Annotated in this window: 15 protein-coding genes; 9 read left to right on the top strand and 6 right to left on the bottom strand. The window is 52.3% G+C overall.

Translation table 11 applies throughout. The annotated features are described in order from the left end of the window. Positions 1–25: 25 nt before the first annotated feature. The 7 genes from fkpB to caiF all read left to right on the top strand — a co-directional run bounded on the left by fkpB (position 26) and on the right by caiF (position 8,891). On the top strand, positions 26–475 hold the full coding sequence (gene fkpB / locus ACJHXB_RS04360) for an FKBP-type peptidyl-prolyl cis-trans isomerase (protein ID WP_000004655.1): 450 nt from the start codon (positions 26–28) through the stop codon (positions 473–475). A gap of 1 nt (position 476) precedes the next feature. Beyond that, complete coding sequence (ispH, locus tag ACJHXB_RS04365; RefSeq protein WP_001166395.1) at positions 477–1,427, top strand: 4-hydroxy-3-methylbut-2-enyl diphosphate reductase; 951 nt, start codon at positions 477–479, stop codon at positions 1,425–1,427. 65 nt (positions 1,428–1,492) lie between these two features. After that, complete coding sequence (rihC, locus tag ACJHXB_RS04370; protein ID WP_410233465.1) at positions 1,493–2,407, top strand: ribonucleoside hydrolase RihC; 915 nt, start codon at positions 1,493–1,495, stop codon at positions 2,405–2,407. A gap of 166 nt (positions 2,408–2,573) precedes the next feature. Then, positions 2,574–3,395 (top strand): 4-hydroxy-tetrahydrodipicolinate reductase, encoded by an 822-nt coding sequence (gene dapB / locus ACJHXB_RS04375; RefSeq protein ID WP_000543579.1) that lies wholly within the window; start codon positions 2,574–2,576, stop codon positions 3,393–3,395. Between the two features lie 455 nt (positions 3,396–3,850). After that, positions 3,851–4,999, top strand: coding sequence for a glutamine-hydrolyzing carbamoyl-phosphate synthase small subunit (gene carA / locus ACJHXB_RS04380; protein WP_000597260.1), 1,149 nt, complete (start codon positions 3,851–3,853; stop codon positions 4,997–4,999). 17 nt (positions 5,000–5,016) lie between these two features. Continuing rightward, the gene (carB, locus tag ACJHXB_RS04385) at positions 5,017–8,235 is read left to right on the top strand and encodes a carbamoyl-phosphate synthase large subunit (RefSeq protein WP_001126360.1); all 3,219 of its coding nucleotides are present in this window, start codon (positions 5,017–5,019) and stop codon (positions 8,233–8,235) included. Positions 8,236–8,495: 260 nt separating this feature from the next. Continuing rightward, positions 8,496–8,891, top strand: coding sequence for a carnitine metabolism transcriptional regulator CaiF (gene caiF / locus ACJHXB_RS04390; protein WP_000333125.1), 396 nt, complete (start codon positions 8,496–8,498; stop codon positions 8,889–8,891). 118 nt (positions 8,892–9,009) lie between these two features. Here the strand turns inward: caiF and caiE are convergent, their stop codons facing one another. The 6 genes from caiE to caiT all read right to left on the bottom strand — a co-directional run bounded on the left by caiE (position 9,010) and on the right by caiT (position 16,150). Next, complete coding sequence (caiE, locus tag ACJHXB_RS04395) at positions 9,010–9,600, bottom strand: carnitine operon protein CaiE (protein WP_001407186.1); 591 nt, start codon at positions 9,598–9,600, stop codon at positions 9,010–9,012. A 5-nt stretch (positions 9,601–9,605) separates the two neighbouring features. Next, positions 9,606–10,391: a crotonobetainyl-CoA hydratase gene (caiD, locus tag ACJHXB_RS04400; RefSeq protein WP_000004399.1), complete on the bottom strand. Its 786-nt coding sequence runs from the start codon at positions 10,389–10,391 to the stop codon at positions 9,606–9,608. Positions 10,392–10,499: 108 nt separating this feature from the next. Continuing rightward, positions 10,500–12,053, bottom strand: coding sequence for a crotonobetaine/carnitine-CoA ligase (gene caiC, locus ACJHXB_RS04405; protein WP_001309938.1), 1,554 nt, complete (start codon positions 12,051–12,053; stop codon positions 10,500–10,502). Positions 12,054–12,126: 73 nt separating this feature from the next. Next, positions 12,127–13,344 carry an L-carnitine CoA-transferase gene (caiB, locus tag ACJHXB_RS04410; RefSeq protein ID WP_000349954.1) on the bottom strand — a complete coding sequence of 406 codons (1,218 nt, stop codon included), beginning with the start codon at positions 13,342–13,344 and terminating at the stop codon, positions 12,127–12,129. A 118-nt stretch (positions 13,345–13,462) separates the two neighbouring features. Next, on the bottom strand, positions 13,463–14,605 hold the full coding sequence (gene caiA, locus ACJHXB_RS04415) for a crotonobetainyl-CoA dehydrogenase (protein ID WP_000347117.1): 1,143 nt from the start codon (positions 14,603–14,605) through the stop codon (positions 13,463–13,465). Positions 14,606–14,635: 30 nt separating this feature from the next. Next, entirely contained in the window at positions 14,636–16,150 is a 1,515-nt protein-coding gene (gene caiT, locus ACJHXB_RS04420) for an L-carnitine/gamma-butyrobetaine antiporter (protein ID WP_000787111.1), read from the bottom strand. A gap of 472 nt (positions 16,151–16,622) precedes the next feature. On the opposite strand from caiT, the gene ACJHXB_RS04425 reads away from it, so the two are divergent. Next, positions 16,623–17,393: an electron transfer flavoprotein FixA gene (locus tag ACJHXB_RS04425; protein WP_000692217.1), complete on the top strand. Its 771-nt coding sequence runs from the start codon at positions 16,623–16,625 to the stop codon at positions 17,391–17,393. A gap of 14 nt (positions 17,394–17,407) precedes the next feature. Further along, on the top strand, positions 17,408–18,349 hold the full coding sequence (locus tag ACJHXB_RS04430) for an electron transfer flavoprotein subunit alpha/FixB family protein (RefSeq protein ID WP_001091521.1): 942 nt from the start codon (positions 17,408–17,410) through the stop codon (positions 18,347–18,349). Positions 18,350–18,375 lie beyond the last annotated feature (26 nt).

Here is an 18,375-nt window from a genome sequence, read left to right on the forward strand (position 1 = left end):
CCTCAAAATATAAGAGCAAACCTGCATGTCTGAATCTGTACAGAGCAATAGCGCCGTCCTGGTGCACTTCACGCTAAAACTCGACGATGGCACCACCGCCGAGTCTACCCGCAACAACGGTAAACCGGCGCTGTTCCGCCTGGGTGATGCTTCTCTTTCTGAAGGGCTGGAGCAACACTTGCTGGGGCTGAAAGTGGGCGATAAAACCACCTTCTCGCTGGAGCCAGATGCGGCGTTTGGCGTGCCGTCACCGGATCTGATTCAGTACTTCTCCCGCCGTGAATTTATGGATGCAGGCGAGCCAGAAATTGGCGCAATCATGCTTTTTACCGCAATGGATGGCAGTGAGATGCCAGGTGTGATCCGCGAAATTAACGGCGACTCCATTACCGTTGATTTCAACCATCCGCTGGCCGGGCAGACCGTTCATTTTGATATTGAAGTGCTGGAAATCGATCCGGCACTGGAGGCGTAACATGCAGATCCTGTTGGCCAACCCGCGTGGTTTTTGTGCCGGGGTAGACCGCGCTATCAGCATTGTTGAAAACGCGCTGGCCATTTACGGCGCACCGATATATGTCCGTCACGAAGTGGTGCATAACCGCTACGTGGTCGATAGCCTGCGCGAGCGTGGGGCTATCTTTATTGAGCAGATTAGCGAAGTACCGGACGGCGCGATCCTGATTTTCTCCGCACACGGTGTTTCTCAGGCGGTACGTAACGAAGCGAAAAGCCGTGATTTAACGGTATTCGACGCCACCTGCCCGCTGGTGACCAAAGTGCATATGGAAGTCGCCCGCGCCAGTCGCCGTGGCGAAGAATCTATTCTCATCGGCCACGCCGGGCACCCGGAAGTGGAAGGTACGATGGGCCAGTACAGTAACCCGGAAGGGGGAATGTATCTGGTCGAATCGCCAGACGATGTGTGGAAACTGACGGTCAAAAACGAAGAGAAGCTCTCCTTTATGACCCAAACCACTCTGTCGGTGGATGACACGTCTGATGTGATCGACGCGCTGCGTAAACGCTTCCCGAAAATTGTCGGTCCGCGCAAAGATGACATCTGCTACGCCACGACTAACCGTCAGGAAGCGGTACGCGCCCTGGCAGAACAGGCGGAAGTTGTGCTGGTGGTCGGTTCGAAAAACTCCTCCAACTCCAACCGTCTGGCGGAGCTGGCCCAGCGGATGGGCAAACGCGCGTTTTTGATTGACGATGCGAAAGATATCCAGGAAGAGTGGGTGAAAGAGGTTAAATGCGTCGGCGTGACTGCGGGCGCATCGGCTCCGGATATTCTGGTGCAGAATGTGGTGGCACGTTTGCAGCAGCTGGGTGGTGGTGAAGCCATTCCGCTGGAAGGCCGTGAAGAAAACATTGTTTTCGAAGTGCCGAAAGAGCTGCGTGTCGATATTCGTGAAGTCGATTAAGTCATTAGCAGCCTAAGTTATGCGAAAATGCCGGTCTTGTTACCGGCATTTTTTATGGAGAAAACATGCATTTACCTATCTTCCTCGATACTGACCCCGGCATTGACGATGCCGTCGCCATTGCTGCCGCGATTTTTGCCCCCGAACTCGACCTGCAACTGATGACCACCGTCGCGGGTAATGTCTCGGTTGAGAAAACCACCCGCAACGCCCTGCAACTGCTGCATTTCTGGAATGCGGAGATTCCGCTCGCTCAGGGAGCCGCTGTGCCGCTGGTACGCGCACCGCGTGATGCGGCATCTGTGCACGGCGAATCGGGAATGGCTGGCTACGACTTTGTTGAGCACAACCGAAAGCCACTCGGGATACCAGCGTTTCTGGCGATTCGTGATGCCCTGATGCGTGCGCCTGAGCCTGTTACCCTGGTGGCCATCGGCCCGTTAACCAATATTGCGCTGTTACTTTCACAATGCCCGGAATGCAAACCGCATATTCGCCGTCTGGTGATCATGGGCGGTTCTGCTGGTCGCGGCAACTGCACACCAAACGCCGAGTTTAATATCGCTGCCGATCCAGAAGCGGCAGCCTGTGTCTTCCGTAGCGGCATCGAAATCGTCATGTGTGGTCTGGATGTCACCAATCAGGCAATATTAACCCCTGACTATCTCGCTACTTTGCCGGAGTTGAATCGTACCGGAAAAATGCTACACGCCCTGTTTAGCCACTACCGTAGCGGCAGTATGCAAAGTGGACTGCGAATGCACGATCTCTGCGCCATTGCCTGGCTGGTGCGCCCGGACTTATTCACCCTCAAGCCGTGTTTTGTCGCGGTAGAAACTCAGGGTGAATTTACCTCAGGCACGACGGTTGTTGATATCGACGGTTGCCTGGGCAAACCAGCCAATGTACAGGTAGCATTGAATCTGGATGTAAAAGGCTTCCAGCAGTGGGTGGCTGAGGTGCTGGCCCTGGTGCCGTAACCTGTCACATGTTATCGGCATGCAGTCATTCATCGACTCATGCCTTTCACTGATATCCCTCCCTGTTTATCATTAATTTCTAATTATCAGCGTTTTTGGCTGGCGGCGTAGCGATGCGCTGGTTACTCTGAAAACGGTCTATGCAAATTAACAAAAGAGAATAGCTATGCATGATGCAAACATCCGCGTTGCCATCGCGGGAGCCGGGGGGCGTATGGGCCGCCAGTTGATTCAGGCGGCGCTGGCATTAGAGGGCGTGCAGCTTGGCGCGGCGCTGGAGCGTGAAGGATCTTCTTTACTGGGCAGCGATGCGGGCGAACTGGCCGGAGCCGGGAAAACAGGCGTTACTGTGCAAAGTAGTCTTGATGCGATAAAAGATGATTTTGATGTGTTTATCGATTTTACCCGTCCGGAAGGTACGCTGAAGCATCTCGCTTTTTGTCGCCAGCATGGCAAAGGGATGGTGATCGGCACTACGGGGTTTGACGAAGCCGGTAAACAGGCGATTCGTGACGCCGCCGCCGATATTGCGATTGTCTTTGCCGCCAATTTTAGCGTTGGCGTTAACGTCATGCTTAAGCTGCTGGAGAAAGCAGCCAAAGTGATGGGGGACTACACCGATATCGAAATTATTGAAGCACATCATAGACATAAAGTTGATGCGCCGTCAGGTACCGCACTGGCAATGGGAGAGGCGATCGCCCACGCTCTGGATAAAGATCTGAAAGATTGCGCGGTCTACAGTCGTGAAGGCCATACCGGTGAACGTGTGCCTGGCACCATTGGATTTGCCACCGTGCGTGCAGGTGACATCGTTGGTGAACATACCGCGATGTTTGCCGATATTGGTGAGCGTCTGGAGATCACCCATAAGGCGTCCAGCCGCATGACATTTGCTAACGGTGCGGTAAGATCGGCTTTGTGGTTGAGTGGTAAGGAAAGTGGTCTTTTTGATATGCGAGATGTGCTTGATCTCAATAAATTGTAACCACAAAATGTTTATGATGATGCAAAAATAACACATTTAATTTATTGATTATAAAGGGCTTTAATTTTTAGCCCTTTTATTTTTGGTATTATGTTTTTAAATTTTATGTAAGTGCTAAAAATTACACGTTTTGTCTTCTGTTTTTGTTGTTTTAATGTAAATTTTGACCATCTGGTCCACTTTTTTCTGCTCATTTTTATTTCATGCAATCTTCTTGCTGCGCAAGCGTTTTCCAGAACATGTTATATGATCTTTTTGTCGCTTAATGCCTGTAAAACATGCATGAGCCACAAAATAATATAAAAAATCCCGCCATTAAGTTGACTTTTAGCGCCCATATCTCCAGAATGCCGCCGTTTGCCAGAAATTCGTCGGTAAGCAGATTTGCATTGATTTACGTCATCATTGTGAATTAATATGCAAATAAAGTGAGTGAATATTCTCTGGAGGGTGTTTTGATTAAGTCAGCGCTATTGGTTCTGGAAGACGGAACCCAGTTTCACGGTCGGGCCATAGGGGCAACAGGTTCGGCGGTTGGGGAAGTCGTTTTCAATACTTCAATGACCGGTTATCAAGAAATCCTCACTGATCCTTCCTATTCTCGTCAAATCGTTACTCTTACTTATCCCCATATTGGCAATGTCGGCACTAATGACGCCGATGAAGAATCTTCTCAGGTACATGCACAAGGTCTGGTGATTCGCGACCTGCCGCTGATTGCCAGCAACTTCCGTAATACCGAAGACCTCTCTTCTTATCTGAAGCGCCATAACATCGTGGCGATTGCCGATATCGATACCCGTAAGCTGACGCGTTTACTGCGCGAGAAAGGCGCACAGAATGGCTGCATTATCGCAGGCGATAACCCGGATGCGGCGCTGGCATTAGAAAAAGCCCGCGCGTTCCCAGGTCTGAACGGCATGGATCTGGCAAAAGAAGTGACCACCGCAGAAGCCTATAGCTGGACACAAGGGAGCTGGACGTTGACCGGCGGCCTGCCAGAAGCGAAAAAAGAAGACGAGCTGCCGTTCCACGTCGTGGCTTATGATTTTGGTGCCAAGCGCAACATCCTGCGGATGCTGGTGGATAGAGGCTGTCGCCTGACCATCGTTCCGGCGCAAACTTCTGCGGAAGACGTGCTGAAAATGAATCCAGACGGCATCTTCCTCTCCAACGGTCCTGGCGACCCGGCCCCATGCGATTACGCCATTACCGCCATCCAGAAATTCCTCGAAACCGATATTCCGGTATTCGGCATCTGCCTCGGTCATCAGCTGCTGGCGCTGGCGAGCGGTGCGAAGACTGTCAAAATGAAATTTGGTCACCACGGCGGCAACCATCCGGTTAAAGATGTTGAGAAAAACGTGGTGATGATCACCGCCCAGAACCACGGTTTTGCGGTGGATGAAGCAACATTACCTGCAAACCTGCGTGTCACGCATAAATCCCTGTTCGACGGTACGTTACAGGGCATTCATCGCACCGATAAACCGGCGTTCAGCTTCCAGGGGCACCCTGAAGCCAGCCCTGGTCCACACGACGCCGCGCCGTTGTTCGACCACTTTATCGAGTTAATTGAGCAGTACCGTAAAACCGCTAAGTAATCAGGAGTAAAAGAGCCATGCCAAAACGTACAGATATAAAAAGTATCCTGATTCTGGGTGCGGGCCCGATTGTTATCGGCCAGGCGTGTGAGTTTGACTACTCTGGCGCGCAAGCATGTAAAGCCCTGCGCGAAGAGGGTTATCGCGTCATTCTGGTGAACTCCAACCCGGCGACCATCATGACCGACCCGGAAATGGCTGATGCGACCTACATCGAGCCGATTCACTGGGAAGTGGTACGCAAGATTATTGAAAAAGAGCGCCCGGACGCGGTGCTGCCAACGATGGGCGGTCAGACGGCGCTGAACTGCGCGCTGGAGCTGGAACGTCAGGGCGTGCTGGAAGAGTTCGGCGTCACCATGATTGGTGCCACCGCCGACGCGATTGATAAAGCCGAAGACCGCCGCCGTTTCGACGTAGCGATGAAGAAAATCGGTCTGGAAACTGCGCGTTCCGGTATCGCACATACGATGGAAGAAGCGCTGGCGGTTGCCGCTGACGTGGGCTTCCCATGCATTATTCGTCCATCCTTTACCATGGGCGGTAGCGGCGGCGGTATCGCTTATAACCGCGAAGAGTTTGAAGAAATTTGCGCCCGCGGTCTGGATCTCTCTCCGACTAAAGAGCTGCTGATTGATGAGTCGCTGATCGGCTGGAAAGAGTACGAGATGGAAGTGGTGCGTGATAAAAACGACAACTGCATCATCGTCTGCTCTATCGAAAACTTTGATGCGATGGGCATCCACACCGGTGACTCCATCACTGTCGCGCCAGCCCAAACGCTGACCGACAAAGAATATCAAATCATGCGTAACGCCTCGATGGCGGTGCTGCGTGAAATCGGCGTTGAAACCGGTGGTTCTAACGTCCAGTTTGCGGTGAACCCGAAAAACGGTCGCTTGATTGTTATCGAAATGAACCCGCGCGTGTCGCGTTCTTCGGCGCTGGCGTCGAAAGCGACCGGCTTCCCGATTGCTAAAGTGGCGGCGAAACTGGCGGTGGGTTACACCCTCGACGAACTGATGAACGACATCACCGGCGGGCGTACTCCGGCCTCCTTCGAGCCGTCCATCGACTACGTGGTCACCAAAATTCCTCGCTTCAACTTCGAGAAATTCGCCGGGGCGAACGACCGTCTGACCACTCAGATGAAATCGGTTGGCGAAGTGATGGCGATTGGTCGCACGCAGCAGGAATCCCTGCAAAAAGCGCTGCGCGGCCTGGAAGTCGGTGCGACTGGCTTTGACCCGAAAGTCAGCCTCGATGACCCGGAAGCGCTGACCAAAATCCGCCGCGAACTGAAAGATGCAGGCGCAGAGCGTATCTGGTACATCGCCGATGCTTTCCGTGCGGGCCTGTCTGTAGATGGCGTCTTTAACCTGACCAACATTGACCGCTGGTTCCTGGTACAAATTGAAGAACTGGTGCGTCTGGAAGAGAAAGTAGCGGAAGTGGGCATCACTGGCCTGAACGCTGACTTCCTGCGCCAGCTGAAACGCAAAGGCTTTGCCGATGCGCGTCTGGCAAAACTCGCGGGCGTGCGTGAAGCAGAAATCCGTAAGCTGCGTGACCAGTATGACCTGCACCCGGTTTACAAGCGCGTGGATACCTGTGCGGCAGAGTTTGCTACCGACACCGCTTATATGTACTCCACTTATGAAGAAGAGTGCGAATCCAACCCATCTGACCGTGACAAAATCATGGTCCTCGGCGGCGGCCCGAACCGTATCGGTCAGGGTATCGAATTCGACTACTGTTGCGTACACGCCTCACTGGCGCTGCGCGAAGACGGTTACGAAACCATTATGGTTAACTGTAACCCGGAAACCGTCTCCACTGACTACGACACTTCCGATCGCCTCTACTTCGAGCCGGTAACTCTGGAAGATGTGCTGGAAATCGTGCGTATTGAGAAGCCGAAAGGTGTTATCGTTCAGTACGGCGGCCAGACCCCGCTGAAACTGGCGCGCGCACTGGAAGCCGCTGGCGTACCGGTTATCGGCACCAGCCCGGATGCTATCGACCGTGCGGAAGACCGTGAACGCTTCCAGCATGCAGTTGACCGTCTGAAACTGAAACAACCGGCGAACGCCACCGTTACCGCTATTGAAATGGCGGTAGAGAAGGCGAAAGAGATTGGCTACCCGCTGGTGGTACGTCCGTCTTACGTTCTCGGCGGTCGGGCGATGGAAATCGTCTATGACGAAGCTGACCTGCGTCGCTACTTCCAGACGGCGGTTAGCGTGTCTAACGATGCGCCAGTGTTGCTGGATCATTTCCTTGATGACGCAGTAGAAGTTGACGTGGATGCCATCTGCGACGGCGAAATGGTGCTGATTGGCGGCATCATGGAGCACATCGAGCAGGCGGGCGTGCACTCCGGTGACTCCGCATGTTCTCTGCCAGCCTACACCTTAAGTCAGGAAATTCAGGATGTGATGCGCCAGCAGGTGCAGAAACTGGCCTTCGAATTGCAGGTGCGCGGCCTGATGAACGTGCAGTTTGCGGTTAAAAACAACGAAGTCTACCTGATTGAAGTTAACCCGCGTGCGGCGCGTACCGTTCCGTTCGTCTCCAAAGCCACCGGCGTACCGCTGGCGAAAGTGGCGGCGCGCGTGATGGCAGGCAAAACGCTGGCCGAGCAGGGCGTAACCAAAGAAGTTATCCCTCCGTACTACTCGGTGAAAGAAGTGGTGCTGCCGTTCAATAAATTCCCCGGCGTTGACCCGCTGTTAGGGCCAGAAATGCGCTCTACCGGGGAAGTCATGGGCGTGGGCCGCACCTTCGCTGAAGCGTTCGCCAAAGCGCAGCTGGGCAGCAACTCCACCATGAAGAAACACGGTCGTGCGCTGCTTTCCGTGCGCGAAGGCGACAAAGAACGCGTGGTGGACCTGGCGGCAAAACTGCTGAAACAGGGCTTCGAGCTGGATGCGACCCACGGCACGGCGATTGTGCTGGGCGAAGCGGGTATCAATCCGCGTCTGGTAAACAAGGTGCATGAAGGCCGTCCGCACATTCAGGACCGCATCAAGAATGGCGAATATACCTACATCATCAACACCACCTCAGGTCGTCGCGCGATTGAAGACTCCCGCGTGATTCGTCGCAGTGCGCTGCAATATAAAGTGCATTATGACACCACTCTGAACGGTGGTTTCGCTACTGCGATGGCGCTGAATGCTGATGCGACCGAAAAAGTAATTTCGGTGCAGGAAATGCACGCGCAGATCAAATAATAGCGTGTCATGGCGGATATTTTTCATCCGCTAATTTGATCGAATAACTAATACGGTTCTCTGATGAGGACCGTTTTTTTTGCCCATTAAGTAAATCTTTTGGGGAATCGATATTTTTGATGACATAAGCAGGATTTAGCTCACACTTATCGACGGTGAAGTTGCATACTATCGATATATCCACAATTTTAATATGGCCTTGTTTAATTGCTTCAAAACGAGTCATAGCCAGACTTTTAATTTGTGAAACTGGAGTTCGTATGTGTGAAGGATATGTTGAAAAACCACTCTACTTGTTAATCGCCGAATGGATGATGGCTGAAAATCGGTGGGTGATAGCAAGAGAGATCTCTATTCATTTCGATATTGAACACAGCAAGGCGGTTAATACCCTGACTTATATTCTGTCGGAAGTCACAGAAATAAGCTGCGAAGTTAAGATGATCCCTAATAAGCTGGAAGGGCGGGGATGCCAGTGTCAGCGACTGGTTAAAGTGGTCGATATCGATGAGCAAATTTACGCGCGCCTGCGCAATAACAGTCGGGAAAAATTAGTCGGCGTAAGAAAGACGCCGCGTATTCCTGCCGTTCCGCTCACGGAACTTAACCGCGAGCAGAAGTGGCAGATGATGTTGTCAAAGAGTATGCGTCGTTAATGTCATTTCGTTGATACCGTGCGACCTGATCGCCGGATGCGATGCTGGCGCATCTTATCCGGCCTACGATTGCTTTCCAGCCAGGTCGGATAAGGCGTTTACGCCGCATCCGGAAAGATCACCGTTTCGGCATCACATCCGTCGTCCCCTGCAAACGGGGGCGATTTTCCTCCATTTGCCTCAGTGGCTGCGTTTCATGTAACGATGCATGACAGCGCCCGACAAGATCCTGATACTCTTTGGTATTCAACCGTTTCCAGTGTAACTCGTCGTCACTCACGCTGCGTACAGCGCGGGCTGGCGTACCCATCAACAACTGGCGTTTCTCGCCGCGAAAGCCCACTTTGACAAAGCTCATGGCGGCAACAATGCTCTCTTCGCCAATGACCGCGCCATCCATAATCACGCTGTTCATCCCGACCAATGCATCGCGACCAATCACACAACCATGCAGGATCGCTCCGTGCCCGATATGGCCGTTTTCCCCAACGATGGTGTCAGTGTCGCAGTAGCCATGCATAATGCAGCCATCCTGAATATTGGCTCCCGCTTGCACGATCAACCGCCCGTAGTCACCACGCAGTGAGGCGAGTGGGCCGATGTAGACACCGGCTCCCACAATCACATCGCCAATCAAGACTGCACTGGGATGGACAAACGCCGTCGGGTGAACAATCGGAATTAACCCCTCAAAGGCGTAATAGCTCACGGTTGTTAACGTCCTTTCCACACCGGATCGCGCTTCTCGGCAAACGCCAGCGGTCCTTCAATGGCATCTTCCGAATGCAGAACCGACGGATAGTGTTTCAACACGCCGCTGCGAATATAGCGATACGCTTCTTCTACCGGCATTTCGCTGGTGGTGCGGTAGATCTCTTTCAGCGCCGCAATCGCCAGCGGAGCGCTGTTAACCAGCTGCTGCGCCAGTTCGCGGGCGTTATCCATCAGTTCCGCCTGGCTAACTACGCGGTTGACTACCCCCCAACGCAGCGCCTCTTCTGCGCCCATTCTTCTGCCGGTCATCACCATTTCATTGACGATGGCAGGCGGCAGGATCTTCGGCAGACGCAGCACGCCGCCGCTGTCAGGAACGATGCCCAGTTTGGCTTCCGGCAGGGCGAAGCTGGCGTTATCGGCACAGACAATAAAATCTGCCGCCAGCGCCAGTTCAAAGCCGCCGCCAAAGGCATAGCCGTTCACAGCTGCGATAACCGGTTTGTCGAGATTGAAAATTTCGGTTAATCCCGCAAATCCACCCGGGCCAAAGTCAGCATCCGGTGCTTCGCCTTCTGCTGCCGCTTTTAAATCCCAGCCCGCGGAAAAGAACTTCTCTCCGGCACCGGTAATAATGGCGACACGTAATTGCGGATCGTCACGGAAATTTAGAAATACTTCGCCCATTTCAAAGCTGGTTTTTGCATCAATAGCATTCGCTTTTGGACGATCAAGGGTAATTTCCAGAATTGATCCATTGCGGGTCAGATGTAATGATTCACTCATTCCTTTTCTCCATTTTTGCTTTTTCAGGGACGACAACATCCCTGCAAAAAATGCATATTGTTTTAGAGCGTGATTATTAGCTGGCAGGGTAGTTCCCTGCCGTTTCATTTATTTCAGATTCTTTCTAATTATTTTCCCCGAGCAATTACGTGGCAGATCTTTTCTGATCTCCAGATAAGAGGGCACTTTAAATTTCGCCATATTTTGTTCGCAGAAGCGGAAAAATTCCTCTTCGCTCAATGTTTCACCTTCATTCAGCACCACAAATGCTTTGATGGCTTCATCGCGAATCGAATCTTTAATACCCACAACCACGATGTCCTGAATTTTCGGGTGCGCGGCGATAATATTTTCCAGCTCCACGCAGGAGACATTCTCGCCACCGCGTTTGATCATATTGCAGCGGCGATCGACGAAATAAAAAAAGCCCTCTTCGTCGCGGTATCCGGTATCGCCGGTATGTAGCCAGCCATCGGCTTCCAGTACTTTCGCAGTGGCTTTCGGGTTGAGAAAATACTCTTTGAAGATGGTTTTCCCTGGTACGCCTTTAATACAGATTTCACCGAGCTCACCAGCCGGGAGGGGACGATTGTGATCGTCGCGGATCTCCGCTTCGTAGCAAAAGCCCGCCCGACCAATCGACGGCCAGCGTCGTTTATCGCCAGGGCGATCGCCGATAATGCCCACAATGGTTTCCGTCATCCCATAAGACGTCAGCAAGCGAACGCTGAAGCGTTCACAAAACGCGTCTTTTTCCTGCTCCGACAGGTTGAGATAAAACATCACTTCCCGCAGGCAGTGTTGCCGATCGTTCGCTGAAGGCGGCTGCACCATCAACGTACGAATCATCATCGGAATACATTCGGTAATGGTGGCGCGGTACTTCTGCACCTGTCCCCAGAAGGCGCGGGCGCTGTATTTCTCGACCAGCACAAAGGTGGCCCCGGCAGAAAACGCCGCCATCGCCGCAGTACACTGGCAGTCAATATGAAACGCAGGCATTACCGTCAGGTAGACGTCATCGTCACGCAGTGCACATTGCCAGGCGGAGTAATATCCAGCGAAGCGCAGGTTGTAATGGGTAATCACCACACCTTTCGGTCGGGAGGTGGTGCCGGAGGTGAAGAGAATTTCCGCCGTATCGTCAGTCGATAGCGGCGGTGCATAGCACAAGGTGGCAGGTTGTTGATTTTTCAGTTGAGTAAACGAACTCACGCCATCATCAGCGGGAAGTGCCATATCTATCAGGCAAATGTGCCGCAACTGAGAGGCATCTTCCTGCTGAATCTGTTGATACATAGGATAAAATTGCGCACTGGTCACCAGCAGGCACGCCTGGCTATTTTGCAGGATCCACGCGCTTTCCTCGCGTAACAGGCGGGCGTTAATCGGCACCATAATCGCGCCAATTTTTGCCAGCCCGAACCAGCAAAAGATAAATTCCGGGCAGTTGTCGAGATGTAGAGCAACCTTGTCGCCTTTGCGAATCCCCAGCGTATAAAACAGGTTTGCCGTGCGGTTAATCTCCTGATTTAACTCAAGATAACTATACCGGTTAACGACTCCGCTGCTGGATTCACAAATCAGCGCCGTTTTATGACCGTAAACGTCCGCCAGATCGTCCCACATTTGACGTAGATGTTGTCCGCCAATGATATCCATTGCACCTCTATCCATTGTTGTTCGTTTGTTATTGGGCGGGCGCTAGTCAGGCAAGCCGACTGACGCCACGCGTTTAGTCCTCAACTTTGGCCAGACCTTTGCTGACCAACTCCTGAATGTCGTTTTCGCTGTAGCCGATATTTTTCAAAATGGCAGCCGTGTCCATGCCATGTGAGGGCATTCCGCGCCAGATTTTTCCGGGGTTATTTTTGAATTTCGGCATGATATTCGGCCCCTTGCAGGTGCGACCATCCATCGTTTGCCACTGAGTGATTGATTCGCGAGCCACATACTGTGGATTGCTTTCCAGTTCCGGTACGGTCAGTACTTTGGCACAGGCGATATTCAGTTCGGCAAAGCGTTCTTTAACTTCTGCGATGGTATGTGCCGCCAGCCAGGCATCGAGTTTCTCTTCTACCAGTGGGCCGTAAGGGCATTCGATACGGTGGATAAGCTGAGTGCCTTCCGGGATTTCCGACGTACCGAGCAGATGTGCGAGGCCAATATCTTTAAAGCACTCTTCAATTTGAGTAATGCCCACCAGTTCCATCACGATGTAGCCGTCGGCGCATTTGTACAGACCGCAACCGGCGTAGTAGGGATCTTTACCTTTGGTCATGCGCGGGCACATTTCGCCGCCGTTGAAGTAATCCATCATGAAGTACTGGCCCATACGCAGCATCACTTCATACATGGCGATGTCGATACTTTCGCCTTTACCGGTTTCACGCACTTTATGCAGTGCTGCCAGCGCCGCCGTGGTGGCGGTCAGGCCAGAAAAGTAATCGGCGGTATACGGGAAGGCAGGCATTGGCTGGTCAACATCACCGTTCTGAATCAGGTAACCACTGAAGGCCTGGGCGATGGTGTTATAGGCCGGAAGATTGGTGTACTCCTCGGTGCCGTACTGACCAAAACCGGACAGGTGAGCGATAACCAGTTTCGGGTTGTGCTGCCACAGGACTTCATCGGTAATGCCACGACGGGCAAAGGCCGGACCTTTACTGGCTTCGATGAAGATATCGGTGGTTTCCATTAATTTCAGAAACGCTTCGCGGCCTTCATCTTTGAAAATGTTTAACGACAGCGCGTGCAAATTGCGGCGGGAGAGCTGCGGGTAGTTAGGTTGAACGCGAATGGTGTCGGCCCAGGCGACGTTCTCGATCCAAATAACTTCCGCGCCCCATTCTGCGAACATTTGCCCGGCGAACGGCCCGGCGATTTCGATACCGGAGAAGACAACGCGCAATCCGGCCAGCGGCCCGAATTTCGGCATGGGTAGATGATCCATTATTAGCTCCTGAAAAATTTATGTAGCGCATGACTGCCGGATGTGGCGGTAAACGCCTTATCCGGCAGACCGTAGGCCTGATAAGACGCGTCAGCGTCGCATCAGGCAGCGCACGGACTTAGCGGTATTGCTTCAGCACCGCGCGACCCAGCGTCAGGATCTGCATTTCGTCAGATCCCCCGGAGACGCGGTCTACACGCAGATCACGCCAGAAGCGGCTGATGCGGTGGTTGCCCGCAATCCCGACACCGCCCAGCACCTGCATTGCGCTATCCACCACTTCAAATGCCGCATTGGCGCAGAAGTATTTGCACATCGCTGCATCGCCAGAGGTGATGGTGCCGTTGTCTGCTTTCCACGCTGCTTCATACAGCATGTTTTTCATGGAGTTTAATTTGATCGCCATGTGGGCGAATTTTTCCTGAATCAACTGGAAACGACCAATAGCCTCGCCAAACTGCACGCGCTGGTTGGCGTAGCGCGCCGCATCTTCAAAGGCGCACATCGCCGTACCGTAGTTGGTCAGGGCTACCAGGAAACGTTCATGGTCGAACTCTTCTTTGACGCGGTTAAAGCCGTTACCTTCCCGACCGAACATGTCTTTCTCGTCCAGTTCCACATCGTCAAAGGTGATTTCACAGCAGCTATCCATACGCAGACCGAGCTTTTCAAGTTTGGTCACTTTGATGCCCGGTTTGCTCATATCAACAAACCATTCGGTGTAGACAGGTTTGTCCGGAGAAGCCCCGTCGCGCGCCATCACCACGATGTACGGGGTGTAGGCGCTGCTGGTAATAAAACACTTACTACCATTAAGATAAATCTTACCATTTCTACGGGTATAAGTCGTTTTCAGGCTACCCACGTCGGAGCCCGCGCCCGGTTCGGTAATCGCTGAGTTCCACATCTGCTTACCGGTGCCGCGGAAAGCCATAATCTTGTCGATCTGCTCTTGTGTGCCTTCGCGCAGGAAGGTATTGAACCCGCCCGGCAACTGGTACAGCACATAGGTTGGTGCCCCCAGACGTCCCAGCTCCATCCACACGGCGGCGAGAGTAACAAACCCCGCGTCCAGACCACCGTGCTCTTCAGGGATCAGCAGACTGTCGATACCCATATCCGCCAGTGCTTTGACAAAACGTTCCGGGTAGACGCTGTCACGGTCGCACTCGGCAAAATAGGCCTCCCAGTTTTCGCTGGCCATCAGTTCGCGGATACCGGCGACAAACAGTTCCTGCTCATCATTTAAATTAAAATCCATCTTTCAACCTCTTGATATTTTGGGGGTTAATTAATCTTTCCAGTTCTGTTTCGCGTCTTTAATAAAGGAGAGCGTCACCATAATGTTGACGAAGAACAGCGGGCATCCTCCGGCGATAATGGCAGTTTGAATCGGTTTCAGGCCGCCGAGCGCCAGCAAAACAATACCGATAATGCCAACCAGAATTGACCAGCCGATACGCACCAGCAGCGGTGGTTCTTCACCATCGCGTACTTCGCGGCAAGTGGACATCGCCAGGGTATAAGAGCAGGCGTTAACCAGCGTAACGGTGGCAATAAAGCAGAGGATGAAGAAGCCCCACATGGTGGCGGTGCTGAGTGGCAGAGCGGCCCAGGTTTCGATGATGGCGCGCGCCACACCGTACTGTTCGATCAGATTTGGAATGTTGATGATGTTTTTATCCATCAACAGCAGAGTGTTACTACCGAGCACGGTCCACAGGATCCAGGTTGACGCTGTCAGCCCCATCACCATGCCGAAGCACAGTTCACGCACAGTACGACCACGGGAGATGCGGGCGAGGAAGATACTCATCTGGATAGCGTAAATCACCCACCATGCCCAGTAGAACACGGTCCAGCCCTGCGGGAAGCCGCCTTTAGCGATGGGATCGGTATAGAACAACATGCGCGGCAGATACATCAGCAACATCCCCACCGAATCGGTGAAGTAGTTCATGATGAAGCTGGCACCGCTGACAATGAACACCCAACCCAGCATCAGGAAGCTCAGGTAACTACGCACGTCACTGGCGATACGTACCCCTTTTTGCAGACCGCAAGCGACGCAAATGGCGTTGAGGATAATCCAGCAGGTAATGATGATAGCGTCCAGTTGCAGGGTATGCGGAATGCCAAACAACCATTGCATACACTCGGTCACCAGCGGCGTGGCAAGGCCCAGACTGGTGCCCATAGCGAAGATCAAGGCGACGAGATAGAAGTTGTCGACGATAGTGCCGAACAACCCTTTGGCGTGTTTTTCACCTACCAGCGGCACTAGTGTCGAGCTGGGGCGAATCACTTCCATTTTGCGGACAAAGAAGAAGTAAGCAAAGGCGACTGAAAGGAAGCTGTAAGTGGCCCACGGCAGAGGTCCCCAGTGGAACAAGCTGTAAGCCAGCCCCAACTCTTTCGCCCCTGTCGAGTTCGGTTCTAAGCCAAACGGCGGGGTGGAGATGTAGTAGTAGATCTCAATCGATCCCCAGAACAGTACGGCAGCAGACGTACAGGAGGCGAACATCATAAAGATCCAACTGGCGGTACTAAATTCAGGTGGTTCGTTACCTAAACGCTTTTTGGCATACGGGCCAAACACCAGCCAGAACCAACCGAAAAGCATCACTACCATATACCATTCAAATGCCCATCCCCATACATTGGTGACGTAACTGAATACAGCATTAATAACGACATTCGCTGCATCCAGATCTCTGACTGTAAGCCAACAAAGTATGCCGACGATTATTAACGGCGGAAAGAAAACCTTCGGTTCTATTCCCGTTTTTCTCTTTTCATTCTTCATGAGTTAATTCCACTGTGAAAACGAATATTTATTTTGCGTTCCCGTTTGTTTTATTTTTGTTAACATTTAATATAATTATTATTAACCTCGTGGACGCGTTAATGGCTAACTCATAATGGGTATTCAATTGGCTGCGTTCTGTGATGTTAGTCACAGTTTTTTATCGGATAAAAACAGGGCGTCTTTGTGTAAATATTCATTGTTTATCAATGTGATGAGTTTGATTGTGAGTAAAAAAATAGCATCTGACTTTCAATATTGGTGATCCATAAAGCAATATTGAAAATTTCTTTTTGCTACGCCATGTTTTCAATATTGGTGAGGGACTTAACAATATTGAAAGTTGGATTTATCTGCGTGTGACATTTTCAATATTGGTGATTAAAGTTTTATTTCCAAATTAAAGGGCGTGATATCTGTAATTAACACCACCGATATGAACGACGTTTCCTTCATGATTTCTGGAGATGCAATGAAGATTATTACTTGCTATAAGTGCGTGCCTGATGAACAGGATATTGCGGTCAATAATGCTGATGGTTCGTTAGACTTCAGTAAAGCCGATGCCAAAATAAGCCAATACGATCTCAACGCTATTGAAGCGGCTTGCCAGCTAAAGCAACAGGCAGCAGAGGCGCAGGTGACGGCCCTAAGTGTGGGCGGTAAAGCCCTGACCAACGCCAAAGGGCGTAAAGATGTGCTATCGCGCGGTCCGGATGAACTGATTGTGGTGATTGATGACCAGTTCGAGCAGGCACTGCCGCAACAAACGGCGAGCGTACTTGCTGCAGCCGCCCAGAAAGCAGGCTTTGATTTGATCCTCTGTGGCGATGGTTCTTCCGACCTTTATGCCCAGCAGGTTGGTTTGCTGGTAGGCGAAATCCTCAATATTCCGGCAGTTAACGGCGTCAGCAAAATTATCTCCCTGACGGCAGATACCCTCACCGTTGAGCGCGAACTGGAAGATGAAACAGAAACCTTAAGCATTCCGCTGCCTGCGGTTGTTGCTGTTTCCACTGATATCAACTCCCCACAAATTCCTTCGATGAAAGCCATTCTCGGCGCGGCGAAAAAGCCAGTCCAGGTATGGTCGGCGGCGGATATCGGTTTTAACGCAGAGGCAGCCTGGTCAGAACAACAGGTTGCCGCGCCGAAACAGCGCGAGCGTCAGCGCATCGTGATTGAAGGCGACGGCGAAGAACAGATCGCCGCATTTGCTGAAAATCTTCGCAAAGTCATTTAATTACAGGGGATGCTATGAACACGTTTTCTCAAGTCTGGGTATTCAGCGATACCCCTTCTCGTCTGCCGGAACTGATGAACGGTGCGCAGGCTTTAGCTAATCAAATCAACACATTTGTCCTCAATGATGCCGACGGCGCACGGGCAATCCAGCTCGGCGCTAATCATGTCTGGAAATTAAACGGCAAACCGGACGATCGGATGATCGAAGATTACGCCGGTGTCATGGCTGACACTATTCGCCAGCACGGCGCAGACGGTCTGGTGCTGCTGCCAAACACCCGTCGCGGCAAATTACTGGCGGCAAAATTGGGTTATCGCCTTAAAGCGGCGGTGTCTAACGATGCCAGCACCGTCAGCGTACAGGACGGTAAAGCGACAGTGAAACACATGGTTTACGGCGGTCTGGCGATTGGCGAAGAACGCATTGCCACGCCGTATGCGGTACTGACCATCAGCAGCGGCACGTTTGATGCGGCTCAGCCAGACGCGTCACGCACTGGCGAAACGCACACCGTGGAGTGGCAGGCTCCGGCTGTGGCGATTACCCGCACGGCAACCCAGGCGCGCCAGAGCAACAGCGTCGATCTCGACAAAGCCCGTCTGGTGGTCAGCGTCGGTCGCGGCATTGGCAGCAAAGATAACATTGCGCTGGCAGAACAGCTTTGTAAGGCGATAGGTGCGGAGTTGGCCTGTTCTCGTCCGGTGGCGGAAAACGAAAAATGGATGGAGCACGAACGCTATGTCGGTATCTCCAACCTGATGCTGAAACCTGAACTGTACCTGGCGGTGGGGATCTCCGGGCAGATCCAGCACATGGTTGGCGCTAACGCGTCGCAAACCATTTTCGCCATCAACAAAGATAAAAATGCGCCGATCTTCCAGTACGCGGATTACGGCATTGTTGGCGACGCCGTGAAGATCCTTCCGGCACTGACCGCAGCTTTAGCGCGTTGATCCACTCTGGCAGGGCTGCATTTTGG

It is taken from the genome of Escherichia sp. WS3227_2 (assembly GCF_046486495.1).
In the GTDB taxonomy this organism is placed as follows: domain Bacteria; phylum Pseudomonadota; class Gammaproteobacteria; order Enterobacterales; family Enterobacteriaceae; genus Escherichia; species Escherichia coli.